The sequence below is a fragment of the Streptomyces sp. NPDC017056 genome, assembly GCF_044332485.1.
Lineage (GTDB): Bacteria > Actinomycetota > Actinomycetes > Streptomycetales > Streptomycetaceae > Streptomyces.
Genome location: NZ_JBIRPD010000012.1, coordinates 13,083 through 29,551, shown reverse-complemented (window position 1 = coordinate 29,551; position 16,469 = coordinate 13,083). Strand labels below are relative to the sequence as shown.

At 68.9% G+C, this 16,469-nt stretch carries 13 protein-coding genes and 1 tRNA gene; 10 read left to right on the top strand and 4 right to left on the bottom strand.

Annotated features, from left to right (window positions below; translation table 11 throughout):
- Positions 1-176: 176 nt before the first annotated feature.
- A complete protein-coding gene (locus ACH4OW_RS22635; RefSeq protein ID WP_360139955.1) occupies positions 177-569 on the bottom strand; it encodes a WhiB family transcriptional regulator in 393 nt (130 codons plus the stop codon).
- A gap of 501 nt (positions 570-1,070) precedes the next feature.
- Between ACH4OW_RS22635 and ACH4OW_RS22630 the strand changes: the two genes are divergently transcribed.
- Positions 1,071-3,287 (top strand): transglycosylase domain-containing protein, encoded by a 2,217-nt coding sequence (locus ACH4OW_RS22630; protein ID WP_398029795.1) that lies wholly within the window; start codon positions 1,071-1,073, stop codon positions 3,285-3,287.
- 183 nt (positions 3,288-3,470) lie between these two features.
- Here ACH4OW_RS22630 and ACH4OW_RS22625 read toward each other — a convergent pair whose 3' ends face one another.
- Entirely contained in the window at positions 3,471-3,935 is a 465-nt protein-coding gene (locus tag ACH4OW_RS22625; RefSeq protein WP_360139961.1) for a GatB/YqeY domain-containing protein, read from the bottom strand.
- 227 nt (positions 3,936-4,162) lie between these two features.
- On the opposite strand from ACH4OW_RS22625, the gene ACH4OW_RS22620 reads away from it, so the two are divergent.
- From ACH4OW_RS22620 to ACH4OW_RS22595, 6 genes are all read left to right on the top strand, one after another.
- Positions 4,163-5,101, top strand: coding sequence for a metallophosphoesterase (locus ACH4OW_RS22620; RefSeq protein WP_360139964.1), 939 nt, complete (start codon positions 4,163-4,165; stop codon positions 5,099-5,101).
- 235 nt (positions 5,102-5,336) lie between these two features.
- Complete coding sequence (locus ACH4OW_RS22615) at positions 5,337-6,152, top strand: Pr6Pr family membrane protein (protein WP_360139967.1); 816 nt, start codon at positions 5,337-5,339, stop codon at positions 6,150-6,152.
- Positions 6,153-6,164: 12 nt separating this feature from the next.
- A tRNA-Pro gene (locus tag ACH4OW_RS22610) sits at positions 6,165-6,238 on the top strand.
- Positions 6,239-6,847: 609 nt separating this feature from the next.
- The gene (locus tag ACH4OW_RS22605) at positions 6,848-7,684 is read left to right on the top strand and encodes an HNH endonuclease (protein WP_398029794.1); all 837 of its coding nucleotides are present in this window, start codon (positions 6,848-6,850) and stop codon (positions 7,682-7,684) included.
- A 716-nt stretch (positions 7,685-8,400) separates the two neighbouring features.
- A complete protein-coding gene (locus tag ACH4OW_RS22600; RefSeq protein ID WP_398029929.1) occupies positions 8,401-10,482 on the top strand; it encodes an N-6 DNA methylase in 2,082 nt (693 codons plus the stop codon).
- 412 nt (positions 10,483-10,894) lie between these two features.
- Entirely contained in the window at positions 10,895-11,812 is a 918-nt protein-coding gene (locus tag ACH4OW_RS22595) for a hypothetical protein (protein WP_398029793.1), read from the top strand.
- Here ACH4OW_RS22595 and ACH4OW_RS22590 read toward each other — a convergent pair.
- The gene (locus tag ACH4OW_RS22590; RefSeq protein ID WP_398029792.1) at positions 11,754-12,791 is read right to left on the bottom strand and encodes an ArsR/SmtB family transcription factor; all 1,038 of its coding nucleotides are present in this window, start codon (positions 12,789-12,791) and stop codon (positions 11,754-11,756) included. The two genes, ACH4OW_RS22595 and ACH4OW_RS22590, sit on opposite strands and share 59 nt — an antisense overlap.
- Before the next feature lie 150 nt (positions 12,792-12,941).
- Here ACH4OW_RS22590 and ACH4OW_RS22585 point away from each other — a divergent pair, with 150 nt between their 5' ends.
- The 3 genes from ACH4OW_RS22585 (at position 12,942) to ACH4OW_RS22575 (ending at position 15,741) form a co-directional block, all read left to right on the top strand.
- Positions 12,942-14,213: an alpha/beta hydrolase gene (locus tag ACH4OW_RS22585; protein WP_398029791.1), complete on the top strand. Its 1,272-nt coding sequence runs from the start codon at positions 12,942-12,944 to the stop codon at positions 14,211-14,213.
- Between the two features lie 89 nt (positions 14,214-14,302).
- A complete protein-coding gene (locus tag ACH4OW_RS22580; protein ID WP_398029790.1) occupies positions 14,303-14,554 on the top strand; it encodes a hypothetical protein in 252 nt (83 codons plus the stop codon).
- A 14-nt stretch (positions 14,555-14,568) separates the two neighbouring features.
- On the top strand, positions 14,569-15,741 hold the full coding sequence (locus tag ACH4OW_RS22575; protein ID WP_398029789.1) for an SPFH domain-containing protein: 1,173 nt from the start codon (positions 14,569-14,571) through the stop codon (positions 15,739-15,741).
- Positions 15,742-15,850: 109 nt separating this feature from the next.
- Here ACH4OW_RS22575 and ACH4OW_RS22570 read toward each other — a convergent pair whose 3' ends face one another.
- Entirely contained in the window at positions 15,851-16,411 is a 561-nt protein-coding gene (locus tag ACH4OW_RS22570; RefSeq protein ID WP_398029788.1) for a hypothetical protein, read from the bottom strand.
- Positions 16,412-16,469 lie beyond the last annotated feature (58 nt).

Sequence of the window (16,469 nt, the reverse complement as noted above, 5' to 3'; positions counted from 1 at the left end):
CGACCTGGGCATGCCTGACCGCCACAACGGGCCCTGCCGCCCTGCCCGACACAACGGCACCGACATAACAGCGCCGTCACAACGGCCCTGCCCGTCACACCGCACAGCTACCCGGGCACCACGCACCGCACGACCGACACTGGACCGGTCGGCGTACGGCCTACGGCCACCGCCGTCTATCCGACGGCGGCGTAGTTGTCGTAGGTGCCGTCGTAGCGGTCGCCGTACGCATTGTCGTAGGTGTTCTCGTACGTCTCGTCGTCCTCACAGTCCACGGGCAGGATGCCCGTGCTGCGCTCGTATTCCGTACGCGCCGTCTCCAACAGCCGGCGCCACGAGGTGACGGTCGGGCGGCGGCGCAGCAGCGCCCTCCGCTCGCGCTCGGTCATGCCGCCCCAGACACCGAACTCCACGCGGTTGTCCAGGGCGTCGGCCAGGCACTCCGTCCGCACCGGGCATCCGGTGCAGACCGCCTTGGCGCGGTTCTGGGCCGCCCCCTGAACGAACAGCTCGTCCGGATCGGTGGTGCGGCAGGCTGCCTGTGTACTCCAGTCGGTTACCCAGCTCATGCTGGCGCCGTCCTCTCCCGAATCGAGGCTCCCCCACGGCGGCAAGCGGCATATTCACCGTTGCCAGTTGAGGACGTTACGGAAGGCAGGCAGGGCGCAACACCCCCTTCGGGTCCAATCTTGGATGGCCCGAACGGACTATGCGTACGCGGCAGATCACCCAACGGAGTGAGCCGACGGCATACGTCACCTTCCCGGCAGTGTGGGGCACTTCACCAATGCCACAGCGGGATTCGGGCGACACATCCGGGCGTAAGGGACACGGTCCGCGGGGGATTGCGGGGTTGACGGGCCGGCACGATCTGCCTTCCCGGACCGGACGGAATCAGATTAAGCGAACAGATGCCCGCCTGTCCGGCGATTGAGAACGTCCCCACCTCGTGAAGTCGAGATCACCGGCCGCCCCGCCCACCGCCCCCCAATGTCACGGTCCGGTACGCGAACGGCCTGAGGGGGCTCCGCTCCTCCTGAACCCCGCCTCCTAGGGATTAGGGTGCCCTTATGGGTAAGAAGCGCGACGGCGGGGGTCTGACCAAGACCCAGCAGGCCGCTAAATTCCTGGGCGTCAGCGTCCTCGCCGGAGCGGTGCTGGCGGGCCTGGCCCTCCCTGCCGCCGGCGCGCTGGGCCTCGCGGCCAAGGGATCGGTCGAGGGCTTCGACGAGATCCCCGCCAACCTCAAGACTCCGCCGCTCAGCCAGCGGACCACCATCCTCGACGCGAACGGCGGCGAGATCGCCAAGGTCTACTCGCGCGACCGCACCGTGGTCGACCTCAAGGAGATGTCGCCGTACATCCAGAAGGCGATCGTCGCCATCGAGGACGCGCGCTTCTACCAGCACGGCGCGATCGACCTGAAAGGCATCCTGCGCGCGCTGAACAAGAACGCGCAGTCCGGCGGCGTATCCGAGGGCGCCTCGACGCTGACGCAGCAGTACGTGAAGAACGTCTTCATCGAGGAGGCCGGCGACGACCCCGACAAGGTCGCGCAGGCCACCCAGCAGACCATCGGCCGCAAGGTCAAGGAGCTGAAATACGCGATCCAGGTCGAAGAGGAGCTGGGCAAGCAGAAGATCCTGCAGAACTACCTGAACATCACCTTCTTCGGGCAGCAGGCGTACGGGGTCGAAGCGGCCTCCCAGCGCTACTTCAGCAAGCACGCCAAGGACCTGACGCTGGACGAGTCCGCGCTGCTGGCGGGCATCGTGCAGTCGCCTAGCCGGTACGACCCGGTCAACGACCCCAACGAGGCGATGCGGCGCCGCAACATCGTGCTCCAGCGGATGGCCGACACGAAGGCCGTCACACAGGCCCAGGCCGACGCCGCCGCCAAGAAGCCGATCAAGCTCAAGGTCAGCCGCCCCAAGAACGGCTGCATCACCGCGGGTTCGGGCGCCGGCTTCTTCTGTGACTACGTCCGCGAGGTGCTGCTGAACGACCCGGCGTTCGGCAAGACCAGGAAGGAACGCGGAAAGCGCTGGAACCAGGGCGGCCTGACGATCCGTACGACGCTCGACCCGCAGACCCAGCAGTCGATCCAGTCGGCCGTCACCGGCCGGGTCTACGACAACGACCCGGTCGCCGCGGCGGCCACCATCGTCCAGCCCGGCACCGGCAAGATCCTCGGCATGGGCCAGTCGCGGCCGTACGGCTTCGGCACCCACCAGACCCAGATGAACCTGTCCGTCGACCAGAAGATGGGCGGCGGCGCCGGCTACCAGCCCGGCTCGACGTTCAAGCCGGTGATCGCAGCGGCGGCCCTGGAGGCGGGCAAGAGCCCGGAGCAGTCGTACTCGTCGCCGTACAAGATGCCCTACCCGAGCCCGATCTCCACCTGTACGGGCCAGTGGACGGGCAGCGCCCCGGTCCAGAACGAGAACACCTCGGAGGTCGGCCCGTACAGCATGAAGGAGGCGACCGCGAAGTCGGTCAACACCTACTTCGTACAGCTGATCAGCGACATCGGCATCTGCCCCGCGACCAAGATGGCCGCCAAGATGGGCATCCAGCGGGCCGACGGAAAGCCGGTGGAGCAGAAGCCCGCCATCGCGCTCGGCTCCCCCGAGGTGTCCCCGCTGACCATGGCCAACGCGTACGCCACCTTCGCCAACGAAGGCATCGCCTGCACGCCGGTCGCCATCGAGTCGATCACGGACACCACCGGCAAGGCGCTGACCGTACCGAAGACCAGCTGCCGGCGCGCGATGTCGCAGCAGACCGCCAAGACCATCAACACGCTGCTCAAGGGCGTGGTCGAGGACGGCACGGGCAAGCAGGCCGGGCTACAGGGCCGGGACAGCGCGGGCAAGACCGGCACCACCGACAGCCGGTACGCCGCCTGGTTCACCGGCTACACCCCGAACATGGCCGGCGCGGTCTGGGTCGGCGACCCGGCCCACAAGCGCCAGATGTTCGACATCACCATCGGCGGCACCTTCCACGACAAGGTGTACGGCGCGGACACCCCCGGCCCGATCTGGCGCGAGGCGATGTCGGGCGCGCTGTCGGGCAAGCCCGCCCCGTCGCTGCCCACCGTCCCGATCGGCGACGACGGCAAGAACAAGGGCGACGGCAAGAACGGCGGCGGCCGGCCGCGGCCCGGCGGGGGCGGCGGGGGCGGGGGCGGCCAAGGTCACGGCGGCGGCCACGGCGGCGGCCACGGCGGCGGCAAGCCGGGCGGCGGCTGGGACATCCCCGGGTTCCCCGACATCTTCGGCTGACCCCGGCCGGCCGCGGTGCCGGTCGTCGGCGGCACGGCGGCCGACGGCCGGCAGCACGGCGCTTATGGCATTAACGGCGCCACGGCGCTCACAGCGCTCACAGCGCCCACAGCGCCCACGGCGAAGGGGCGCCCCCACCGGATCACCGGACGGGGGCGCCCCTTCGCCGTCGTAACCGCTACCTCACCCGGCGAGCAGCTTCTTGACGACCGCGGCCACCCGGCCGCCCTCGGCCCGGCCCGCGATCTTCGGGTTCACGATCTTCATGACGGCGCCCATGGCCCGCGGCCCCTCGGCGCCGCCCGCCTTCGCCTCTGCCACGGCCTCGGCGACCAGGCTCTCCAGCTCCTCGTCCGACAGCGGCTTGGGCAGGTACTCGGCGAGCACCTCGCCCTCCGCGCGCTCCCGCTCCGCCGACTCGGCACGACCGCCCTGGTCGAACGCCTCCGCGGCCTCCCGGCGCTTCTTCGCCTCACGCGCGACGATCTTCTCGACCTCGGCGTCCGACAGCTCGCGCGCCGAGGTACCGGCCACCTCTTCCTTCTGGACGGCGGTCAGGGTGAGGCGGAGGGTGGAAGAGCGCAGCTCGTCACGGGCCTTGATGGCCGTGGTGAGGTCGTCCTGCAGCTTCGACTTGAGCGTGGTCATGACGTCGAGTATGCCCGTACCCGGCGCCGAACGCCCCACCATTACGTACCGGTGGCACCGGCCGGCCCGGTACCTTCGCCGCTGCGGCGGCTGGTGCGATGCCTTCGCCGCCGCGGCGGCCGGTGCGGTCGGTGCAGCCGGCGCGGTCGGTGCAGCCGGCGCCACCAGGTACCGACGCCGCACCGCCGATGCGCGTCTCCCCCGCTCCCTCTGCAACGATGGGGAGTATGCGCGCCCGTTACGGAGTCCCCCTGTCCATCGCCGCGGCCGGTGCGGCGGGCCTGGCCTACGCCGCCGGATTCGAAGCCCGCTCCTTCAGACTGCGCCGGGTCACCGTGCCCGTACTACCGCCCGGCATGCGGCCGTTGCGCGTCCTGCAGGTCTCCGACATCCACATGGTCGGCGGGCAGCGCAAGAAGCAGCGCTGGCTCCAGTCGCTGGCCGGGCTGCGCCCCGACTTCGTCGTCAACACGGGCGACAACCTCTCCGACCCCGAGGGTGTCCCGGAGGTGCTGGACGCGCTCGGCCCGCTCATGGAGTTCCCCGGCGCGTACGTCTTCGGCTCGAACGACTACTACGGGCCGAAGCTGCGCAACCCCGCCCGCTATCTGATCGAAAAGGCTCAGAAGCGGCACGGCCTGAACGGCAACCCGCCCGCCGTCGGCGTCATCCACAACCCCTGGGAAGACCTGCGCGACGCCTTCGACACAGCCGGCTGGGTCAACCTCTCCAACACCCGCGGCCGCCTCAAGCTCGACGGCACGGCCGGCGGCTTCGAGATCGCGCTCACCGGCCTGGACGACCCGCACATCAAGCGGGACCGCTACGCCCAGGTCGCCGGCGGCCCGGAACCCGACGCGGACCTTTCCCTGGCCGTCGTACACGCCCCGTACCTGCGCACCCTGGACGCCTTCACCGCCGACGGCTACCCGCTGGTCCTGGCCGGGCACACCCACGGCGGCCAGCTCTGCATCCCCTTCTACGGGGCGCTGGTCACCAACTGCGACATCGACACGCAGCGGGTCAAGGGCCTGTCCACCCACACAGCGGGCGGCCACACCTCCTTCCTCCACGTCTCCGCAGGCTGCGGCACCAACCGCTACACCCCGGTCCGCTTCGCCTGCCCCCCGGAGGCGACCCTCTTGACCCTTACGTCCCGGGACTGACGCACCGAACGGGGCCCGGCCACAGCCACCGGGCCCCACAGAACCGGCCCACAGGACCGGGGCCCACGGGACCGGCCCACAAACCGGGGCCCACGGGCCCGGGCCCCACAGGACTGGCCCCTCCCCCACCTCCCCCCACCTCCCCTCCCTCCCCTGCCTCCCCCTCCCCTGCGGATTCCCACACACCTTCCACACACCATCCCCATCCCGCCCCACTCCCGTCTAGCGTGGGGGGATGATCGACCCCACCAGCGCCCGCGTCCCCCGCTCCCGACCGTCGCAGGAGACCTCACACGCCTCCTCCCGCTACGCCCGCGGAGCGGCGTTCGCCTCCGCCCAGACCCCGGCGTCCGCGGTCGTGCCCCCAGTCCGCCGCCCGCTGGCCGCCGCCTTCCGGCTGCTGATCGCGCTGGCCGCGCTGACCGGCATCGTCCTGGACGTCGCGATCACCCCGGACCTGAGCCGCCTCTTCAGCTACTTCACGGTGCAGTCGAACATCGCCGTGGCGGTCTGCTTCGCCTGGTCCGCCCACCGCGCCTGGTCCGCCCGCCCCCCGATATCCCCGCGGATCACCGGCGCGGTCCTCCTCTACATAGCCATCACCGGCCTCGTCTACCACTTCGTCCTCACCAACGACTCCAGCGGCTTCTCGATGACCGGCACCCCGGAGAACGACACCCTCCGCACCGTCTCGACCCACCTGCTGCACACCGTCACCCCCATCGGCGCCGCCCTGGACTGGCTCCTGCTCACCCCGTCCCGCGGCTTCCGCTGGCGCTTCGCCGGCCAGTGGCTGGCCTACCCCTTCCTCTACCTCCCCTTCGCCCTCATCCGCGGCGCCCTGATCACCCCGGGCGCCGAAGGCCGCTACCCGTACCCCTTCCTCGACGTCGAGATCCACGGCTACGCGGGCATCGCCCTGAACACCCTCATCTTCGGCTCGGCCTTCTACGCCCTCGCCCTGGTCCTCGTCGCGATCGACCAGTTCAGGCCCCAACCCCGTCGCCCCGAGAACCGGATTTCACCTATGGGGATCGGTCCGCTAAAGTAGAGCTCGTTGCTTCGGGGTGTAGCGCAGCTTGGCAGCGCGCTTCGTTCGGGACGAAGAGGTCGTGGGTTCAAATCCCGCCACCCCGACTGAAGGAACACCAGGTCAGGGCCTGATCCACCTAGTGGGTCAGGCCCTGACTCGTTCTCGAAGACTGTTCGGACGCAGCGACCCGCATCTGCACGCTTGCGAACTCCGGCCGCCAACTCGAACCCAGCCGAGGACAACCCGTGGATTACGCCTTGATCACCGACGACGTCAGTGACATCTTGGAGCCGGCCGGGCGACCTTGTGTGATCTGCGGCACGGTAATGGAGTACGGGCGCCCGCGCAGTCAGAAGTACTGCTCCGATCCCTGCCGTGCTGCGGCAGCCAAAAAGCAGCGGGCCGAGCGCCCGAAGAGCACTCCGAGGAAGCGCCGCCCCAAGCCGACGCTCACGCCGGGGACCCCGCCCGTACCCGACCCAGCCAGGACCCGCGAGGTACCTGGCGACCCATATTGGGGACCCATCCTCGCCGCCGCCGCTCGTGCCACCGGTGGTCAGCCGTGCCGGGTCTGCGCCGAACCCCTCTCCGCCAAGGCGCCATGGTCCTACCGGGACCGACATGTGTGTTCGTCCCGGTGCAATGAGACACTCAAGCGCCGCACAGCAGCCAGGCTCCGACGCGGCGAAATCGACCTCAACTCGATCCCTGGCATGGGCACCCGTGCCACCACAGATGAGGAACAGCACGCTCACTTCGGCCGCGATCGCCAGCCGAACGTCTTCCGCACCAGGGACGCTGACGCCGACTTCCCCTACGAGTTCTACGGGCTCGGCCCCATACCGGGTGACGCCGTCGAGCGGCACGGATCAGTCACCACGTATGCCACCGCTGCTTCTCTGGACGCGAACTGGCTTGTGGATCTGGTGCGGAACAATTCCGAAGACAATGCGGAACCGCTCCTCGCGATCCATAAGCAGACCGGCGCACACCTCGCCTATACGCACCGCACCACGTGGTGGACCAACGTGCCGGGCCAGGAACATCCTCTCGAACAGAAGCGGTCCTTCGAGGGCGAGGACGGGCAGCGATGGGTCTGGCAGAACGAAGTCATTCGAGACGTGGACGAGAACGGTAAGACCTACGACTGGGAAGCCTGGGTCTGCGTAGCCGAACGCACTCCGATCCTTTGGACACCCGCGTACACCGCGCGCTCCGAAAAGCAACGGCGCTCCACCAGAGCACGCAACAGCTATCAGGCCCGTATGCGCGATTATGGCGTCCTCGACGCCGACGCAAACCCAGTGGATCCTCTGGACATCTACGAACGCGACCGATGGATTTGTCAGTTGTGCCACGGAGGTATCGGATCGGCAGTTGACTGGCCTGATCCGTGGTCGGCAACCCTCGACCACATCAAGCCGGTCTCACTGGCCGGCAAGCACGAGCCGGAGAACCTTCAAACCGCCCACTGGATCTGCAATGTCCGCAAGGGAGATGCTTGGGGGCCAGGGGAGGCCCCGTCTTCCGCTGAAGAGGACCCGGCCTGATGCCCCTGGCCGGATTACCCAATCAGACTCTGGTCGCTGACCAAACCCCTTCTGATTGCGACCGACCAGCACCCCGATAACCCCGTCCGGGGTACTGCGCAGTGGGACACTCCTCTGACAACGTCGGCCCGTCGGCGGACGCACCGGCGGGGTAACCGCCTTACGGGCGCGCCGAGCAGTTCCACGGCACCGCACACAACGCGCTGAAGAGCTGGACAAGTCCGCCGCCCTGTTCTCAGGCGAAGGCACCCGCACAATGTGACCCGCGCCACAACTTGGGGTCACCTCCGCCACTACCCACCAAGCGCCGCGCTCCCCTCCGCACGCACTTGATCAGCAAACTCGCCCTCGAAAGGGTTGCGCAGCATCGCTGCGCACTCGCGCCTCATGCCCACAGTTGCGGGTTAACCGCCGTACGCCAAGCGTTGATCGCTGCTAGATTCCCTCTCACCTAACTCCTGCTCCAGATTGGAGCGGCCACCACGCGAGTGGATGCCTTGAGTGGGCGCCTGCGCAGTAAGGCTGCGCAGTTTCGGCAGATGAAGGTAGGGGGCCCTAAGGTGAAGTCACTCTTCGAGCTGCTTGGGAAAGCGATCCAGAGCACAGGCATGACACTGCGTCTGTGCCTGCTGCTGATGGTTGTCGCCACAACGTCGTATGTGATCGGTCAGCTGAAGTAAACCGGCACGAAACGAGGAGACTCGCACGTGGACATCATGAAGACGGAGGACCAGGCCGCGGTTGTAGTCGACCGGGCTTGGCGAGCATACGTCCCCTTCCAGCGGGGTCGGAACACGTTCGGCGACCTTACGTCCATGCTCGCAATCCTGGTTCTTGCAGGGTTCGTCGAGTCGGTGGGCGAACCGGAGGACGAATTCGTCAAGCGGTGGGATCGAGCAGTAGCGGAGGCCCAAGTCGGTATCTCGCCACTGATGGACCTGGGCGCTGCGATGAGGAGTGCCAGCAGGCATGCGCGCTTCCCCCTGCCCGACATCGACAAGCTGGGTATCGGTTTTCTCGACAGTGGCGAGGGGGCGGACGACGTTCCGTGGGCAGCCTCCTTTCTCAGCGCACTGACGCAACGCCCGCCGACGCTGGCCGGGGCCGACTTGACGGAAGTTTGCGAACTGCTCCTCGAACGGCACGTTCAGGAGGGCTCCTTTTCCGCGGGAGAGTTTTATACACCGCGTGCAGTCGCGAGCCTGCTGGTCGAATTCGCGTCTCCGCAGCCCGGGGACCGGATCCTGGATCCGGCCTGTGGATCTGGCGGTCTCCTCGCAATCACAGCGCAGCGAGTCGCCGAACTCGGCCGCATCGACGGAGCTTCCTTCGAGGCATACGCCACGGATCGCAGTAACCCGCCGCTGGCGATGATGAACCTGGCCATTCACGGAGTGGATCAGCCGCACGTAGGCGCTTCCGACCCAGTGTCACTGTTTCAGCGCCGGGGCCACGGCCTAGCCGACCTGGTGCTGAGCAATCCCCCCTTCAACCAGCGTATCGACGACACCCACGTCGTCGACTGGCCCTTCGGCCGGCCACCCGAGTCCAATGCGAACTTCGCTTGGCTTCAGTTGGCGTGGAACAAGCTGAGCGAGAACGGGCTTGCGGCGGTGATCATGCCTCCGCGCGCCGCTTGGTCCAATGGCTGCGAGGCGGATATCCGCAGGCAGATGATCGTCAACGGCACGCTCCTTGCCATTATCGCGTTGCCATCGCATCTCTTCGCTCCGCACACTTCCATCCCCGTGCACATCTGGATACTTGCCCGCGACAAGTCACTCCACTTGCCGGACGGCGACGGGGATACCGTCCTCTTCATCAACGCCGACCGCCTCGGTACTCAGCTACCGCGGCGACCGCGCGTACTGACCGCAGAGGACACACAGCGCATCAGCAGTCGGTTTCACGCGTGGCTCAGGTCTCCTCGTGCAACGCCCGATGAACCAGGGTTCTCTCGTTCGGTCGCGCACGAAGAGATCCTTGAGAACGAGGGCAGTCTCGACCCCCGGCTGTACGTCGGAGATGAGCAAGAGCGGCAGCCGACGGCACTGGATACCAGTCACATGCTCGATGAACTGGATCAGCATCACGATGCGACGTCCAGTTCGAGCATCGCCCTCCGGAAGAGCTTCCACACGTGCGAGCGGCTGACGCGCAGCGGTGCCGAAGCTCCCCGCATGCCGCTCCGGAGCATTGTGAGTGGCACGGTGGAAGGTGAGTTCCGGGGCTCAACGCCGGGCCTGCTCCTCGCCGGACCTTCGGGAAGCCTCATCCGCGCCGAACACTACGTGCATACAGGCATCCCCGTCGTTATGCCCAAGGACCTGACAGGCAACGGCTTCGACGTGGCGAGCATCAGACACATCACCGGGGAACAAGCCGAACGCCTGGAACGCTTCCGTCTCCGCCGTGACGACGTGGTGCTGGCGCGCCGTGGAGAGCTGGGGCGATGTGCTGTCGTACGTGAGGAACAGCAAGGTTGGGTCTGCGGAACCGGCTGCTTCGTACTGAGGCCCCCCACCGAGCTGAACGCCGACTACTTCGCTGCGTACCTCCGCAGTCCGGAGGCGCGCAGGTGGCTCGTGTCCCACTCCACCGGGAGTATGACCATGAAGACCATTTCTCTTGACGTACTGGCAGAGTTGCCGGTTCCACTGCCCGATCTCGGGGCACAGCAAGCCATCGCCGGCGCGATGGCTCGACTGGACGAGCATGAGCAGCTGTTGCGGGACCAGCTCGCACAAACACAGAGGATCCGCAATGGTGCACTGAAGGGGATCCTGTCGAGCTATTAGGTCAGCACTCACCTCGGCCATCAGAATGCGGCACGGCACACGGAGGGCAGAAGTGCGGCGTGTAGCGGTCTGAACAGAGCCACCAGATGCAGCAGCGGCACAGCGATCAGGGGCGCGGCACCGGGGCGGGGTCGGCCAGGTGCCGGTCGCGGGGTGGGGCTCGGGGTGGGGTTCGGGGTGGCCGGGGGGTCGTTGACGAGGGGGCGGTGGGGCGCTTGTCTCCCAAAGGACCGGGGGAAAGAACTACCCGCCCACCCACCCTCCCGGCCTGCGTCACCCGTCCGGGTGAGCAGCTTGCGGGGGCGGGATTCGGGCGGTTACGTTCGCCGCGACAACCACAGACAGAGACGGCCCCCGCCGGGACTGGCATCCCGAACGAGGGCCTGACCGCTCAGGAAGCGAGACCTTCCCGATGGCTGACTCGCAGTTTAACGCGTCTCCGCGCGCGGATGCCGGAGCTCCGACATCCGGCGTGATCCACGTACGTACCCGGCTCACCGCCGAATTCACCGTGCTCTCCAACGCCCTGGCTCAGCGGCGCGGCAGCGCGGTTACGGTTGGCGTCGCCGCCTACATCCTCTCCCTGCCGGACGGCGCGCCCGTCAGCATCGTCGCGCTGTGCGAGCACTTCACCGAGGGCGAGATCCTGATCTCGCGGGCGCTTCGGGAGCTCGAAGAGGCCGGGTACCTGGAGCGCCGCCGCGTGCGGCTGGCCACCGGGCAGGTTCGTACGCGGACTCGTTTTTACGATGTTCCTGGGGGTGGCCCGGGGCCGGGAGGCGATCCGGGGCCGGGGCCGGAAGGGCCGCCCCCGTCCCCTGGTCCGGGAGCGGGCGGGGTTCCTGGTCCGGGTGTGGCAGGGCCTGCTGCTCCAGGTCCGGCCGTTTCCGTGACGCCCGCCTCGCTCGCTGACGCCGATCCGAAGGCTGTCGCCGTGCTTGCCGCCCTGCGCCGGGTCGACCCACGTTTGGTTCTGTCCAAGGAAGAGGCTGCGCGGCTGGCGCCGGGTGTCGCCGAGTGGCTCGCGGACGGTGTCGAAGCGGGCCAGATCATCGAGCGGCTCACCGCTGGGCTGCCCGGTCGCTTCCGTGCCCGGCCCGCGAGCATCCTCGCCTTTCGCCTGCGCGAGACGCCCCTGCCCGCTCCGCCCGCGCCGACGCGCCACCCGGATCGTCCCTCCGCGCTGCCGTTCCAGACCTGCGACGGCTGTGAGCGGGCCTTTCGTGCGCCGCAACCGGGGCGTTGCCGCGACTGCCGGGGCGATCACCACGTCACACAGGCCCCACGCGATGAGCCAGAAGCGTCCCCAGCGCTGTCCGCGTGTGCGTGACCGAGCGTCCCGTGCGGGTCGTGGTCAGGAGGCCCGCGTTGCGTAGGGCTGTGGTGTGGGTGGAGATGGTGGGGGCGCTGAGGTTGAGGTGGTGGGCCAGGGCTGTGGTGGTGTGGGGGTCCGTGAGGCGACGGAGGATTTCGGCGCGGGTGCGGCCCAGGAGGGAAGCCAAGGGGTCGGAGGTGTCGGGGGTGTTGGTGGCGTTGGTGGTGTTGGTGGGGTGGAGCGGGAGGCCCGGGCCTGCTGGGTAGGTGAGGGCCAGTGGGTGGCCGGGGCGGTCGGCTATGAGGGGGTGGCCGGTCCAGTGGAAGGTGGGGTGGAGGATTACGCCTCGGCCGTTGAGGGTGATGGTGGGAGTGGGGTGGGTGCGGTGAGTGGGGTGGGTTGGGTGGGTGGGGTGGGTTGGGTGGGTGGGGATTTCCCAGGTGCTGGAATTTAGGCGCGAGTTGGGGAGGAGTTGGGTTAGGGCTGTGGCCGTGCCGTGTTCGGCGGTGGTGAGGGCGTGGCGGGTGAACTCGGCGCGGTGGAGGTCCTGGATGACGGGCCATACGGGGCGTAGGACGGTTTCGAAGGCCGTGTGCTGTGCCTGGCGGATGAGGTGCCAGGCGTCGGCGTCGCCTCGGTGCAGGTCGCGGATCCATGGGGGTGGGGCGTACGTGCTGGTGGCGTAGACGCGCTTCAGTTCGGAGCGTACGTGGGTGGCCGGGTGGGCCGACCGTACGGTGTCCAATGCCTCCTTGAGGGAGTCGTCGTAGACGTCCAGGAAGGCGGGGGCCCGGCCTGCGGGGACCAGGTCGCGCAGGGGCAGGACGGCCGGTGGCAGGGAGCGGAGCAGGCGTTGCCGCCAGCGGCCGAAGAGGAGCGGGTCATCGCCGGCCGCCGCCTTCATGAAGGCCGTGTTCAGCTCCAGCAGGGGCGCGGGGCGGGGCGCGAAGCGGACCCGTGCGAAGTCGGCGGCGGTGAAGTGGATTCGGAGCACTACTCCCCCTGGTCGTGTCGCGCCATCGTTTAGGGCAGGGCCAAAAGCATCGTCCGTGGGCTGCTCTGGGCGCCATCGTCCAACTGTGGCTGGTGCGTTCGCGCCGGCCGCCGGTGACGGTGACGGTGACGTGGGAGGAGAGGGGCGGACATGGTGCGTGCGGATGCTGGAGGGCCGGGGCGGCGGGCTGTTGTGAAGGGTGTGGTTGTGGGTGCTGTGGGGGCGGGATGGGGCGGGGTCGCGCGAGCGCAGGGTGCGCCTGGGCGGGTGGCCGGTGAGGTGAGGTTGCGGTTGCCGGAGCCGGGCGGGCCGCATGGGGTGGGGGTCGCGGGGCTGTATTTGGTTGATCGTGGGCGGCCGGATCCGTGGGTGGCGGGCATTGGCGTACGGGAAGTGCTGGTTACGGTCTTCTATCCGGCGTGGACGGCGTTGACAGGGCGGGCGGGGCGGGCGGTCCGAGGGTTTCCGGTGGCGCGGCAACTGTCCGGTGGGGTGGCCGAGGTGTTTGGGGTGGTGATGCCGTGGGTGCATCCCGAGTTGCCTTCGGCGGGCGTGGCTTGGGGGGCTACGGAGACGCATTCGCACGTCGGTGCGCCTGTGTTGGGCGGTCGGCGGCCGGTGTTGGTGTACAGCCCGGGTGGTGGGGATCCGAGTGGGCTGGGGGTTGGTGTGGCTGAGGAGTTGGCGAGTTGGGGGTGGGTGGTGGTGTGTGTCGATCACCCTGGGGACGCGGTGGCGGTTGAGTTTCCGGTGGGGAGAGTGGGGCGGGAGATGGTGCGGAGGACGGTTTTCGTCGGAGATCCGCGGGGCGATGCGGCGCTCTTTCGGACGGTTGTGGGGACGCGGGTGGCGGATGTGTCGTTCGTGATTGACGAGTTGGAGAGGGTGGTGGGAGGTCGGCAGACGGATGCGGCGGGGAGGGCCGTACCGAAGGGGCTCGGGCGGGCGTTGGATCTGCGGCGGGTGGGTGTGTACGGGCATTCGGTCGGCGGTACCACCGCAGTCCAGGCCATGTACGAGGACCGCCGTATCAGGGCGGCAGTGAACTGGGAGGGCTTCCTCGACCAGGCGCCGGAGGCGTCCGGCCGCCCCGGGGAGCTGCTGCCGGTGGCCCGGTACGGGGTGGACCGGCCGCTGCTCTTGGTGGGTACGGACGGTTTCTCCGGCGGGAAGGAGATGGCACGGTCCTGGGCGGCGACGCTCGCGCATTCGGGGGGACGTACCCGTCGGCAGCGCATCGGCGACACCGGGCACTGGGTGTTCACGGACTACGCGACGATGGTGCCGCAGTTGCAGGCCGCCGGGCTGATGACGGCCGAGGGGCGGAAGAAGCTGGTGGGTGCCGTGGCGCCGGGGGTGGCGGTGCCGGCCGTACGCCGGAGTGTGCGGGAGTTCTTCGAACGGTGGCTGCCGATCGGATGACGCGAAGAGCGACCAAGGGAGGATGGGCGCGCGTGCGGCCGGGCGCTAAGGTCGTTTCGCAGGCCAGAGCGACGAGGGGGCGGCCGCCGATGGTGCAGGACGAGGCTGTGATCGGTTGTGCCGGGGAGCTGGTTCTCGGGACCCGTGGCGAAGCCGGGCCCGGTGAGGTCCTGGTACGGGTCAGGGGCGGGACGGAGACGTTCCTCGCCTGGTCGGCCGAACCCTTGCCGCGCGGGACGCACGTACTGGTCGTCACCTCGCGGGGTGGCCGGCAGGTCGACGTCATCGAGTGGGCCGACCCATTGGACGCGTTGGCCGGTGACACCGGCGACGCCGGTTGAGGAGACGACGAAAGATGTTCGGTTACCGCGTTCCCGCGCCCGACGAGGCAATGCTGATCTCGGGTGGCAGGCGTGGCCTCGGGGGTGCGCCGTTCCGTGTGGTGACCGGCCACGGCAAGTTCGTGCTGCCGATCTTCCGCAAGACCCGCTTTCTGACGCTGTCGATGTGCGAGTCGGAGGTCGTCGAGACCTGTGTCACCCGGCAGGGCATCGCCCTGACGGTACGCGCCGTGATCGCCTTCAAGGTCGGCAACGACACGGAGAGCATCGTCAACGCGGGGCAGCGCTTCCTCTCCGACCAGGACCAGATGTCGGTCCTGACCGGCCGGATCTTCGCCGGTCACCTGCGGTCCATCATCGGCTCGATGACGGTCGAGGAGATCGTCACCGAGCGGCAGAAGCTGGCCACCGAGGTGCTGGACACCTCGAAGTCGGAGATGGCGAAGATCGGGCTGCACGTGGACTCGTTGCAGATCCAGTCGATCGACGACGGTGACACCGGCTACATAGACGCCATGTCGGCTCCGCACAAGGCGGCGATCCAGCGGCAGGCGCAGATCGCGCAGGCGCAGGCGACCCAGGCCGCGGCGGAGGCCGAGCAGGAGGCCGCGCGCAAGCAGGCCGAGTACGCGCGGCAGACCGCCGTCGTACAGGCCCAGTACTCGGCCGAGGTGGACCGCGCGCAGGCCCAGGCCGCGCAGGCCGGGCCGCTGGCGCAGGCACACGCGCAGCAGGAGGTGCTGGACGCGCAGACCGAGCTGGCCGAGCGGGCGGCGCAGCTGCGGCAGCAGCAGCTGGTGGCCGAGGTCGTCAAGCCCGCCGAGGCGGACGCGGAGCGCATCCGGGTGCTGGCCATGGCCGAGGCGGAGCGGATGAAGATCCAGGCGGAGGCCGCGGCGTCGTACGACCGGGTGGCACTGGACCGGATGCTGATCGACCAGCTCCCGCAGATCGTCAAGGAGGCCGCGGCCGGGCTCTCCGGCGCCAATGTGAACGTGCTCAACGGCGCCGACGGGCTGGGCGAGATAGCCGCCGGGCTGGTCGGCCAGGGGCTGACGATCCTGGATTCCGTACGGCGCAACCTGGGGGCGCCAGAGGGCGGGCCGGGCGGCGAGGGCGGCACGGACGGCACGGACGGCACGGACGGCACGCAGCAACGGAACAACGGGCGGGTGGAGATCGAGTAGATCGACTGGATCGGCTAGGTCGAGTAGATCCAGTAAACGACGGCGGTGTGCGCGCCCGCGTAGTTGTAGCGGCCCCCATGCGAGGTCGCCGATGTGGACGGTTCCCGGCTCAGTGGCGGCGTATGGACTGGGCGCGGTTGCCGGCGAGGGCCAGGGATGCGGCGGAGATGCCGACGGCGGTCATGGTCACGGTGATGGCGCCCTGGCGGGTCAGGGAGTCGGCCGTCAGCAGCACGGTGGCGGCGAGTACGGAGGCCACGATGTTGCCGGGCAAGAGGTAGAGCACGAAGGCCAGTTGCGGGCGGACCGGATCGGGGCGCGGTTCGGTGAGGGGGGTCGTGGTGGGGAGCGTGCTGCGGAGGGTGGTCCAGCGTTCGGATTCCTCGTGCTGTTCGCGGGTGCGTTGCAACCGGGCCACGACCAGGAGGGCGGCGGCCGTAAGTGCGCCCGCGGCGGTTACGGCGCCGAGGACGGCCCAGGGCAGCGGGGTCAGCAGGAGCACGGCGAGGAGCGCGGGCGTACCCCAGAAGGTCAGGCAGGAAGCGGCCGTGATGCGGTGGGAGTACGGGCGGTCGGCGCCGGCGCGCAGGGCCGCGGCCGCCGGGAGGTACCAGACGCAGCCGGCCGCGAAGAGTGCGGTGGCGCCCAGGGCGAGGGTGGGGTGGGACATGGTGGGTTCCTCCCTCGGGGGTGAGGGGTGTGCCGTCGGGGTCCACGGCTGCGGGCGC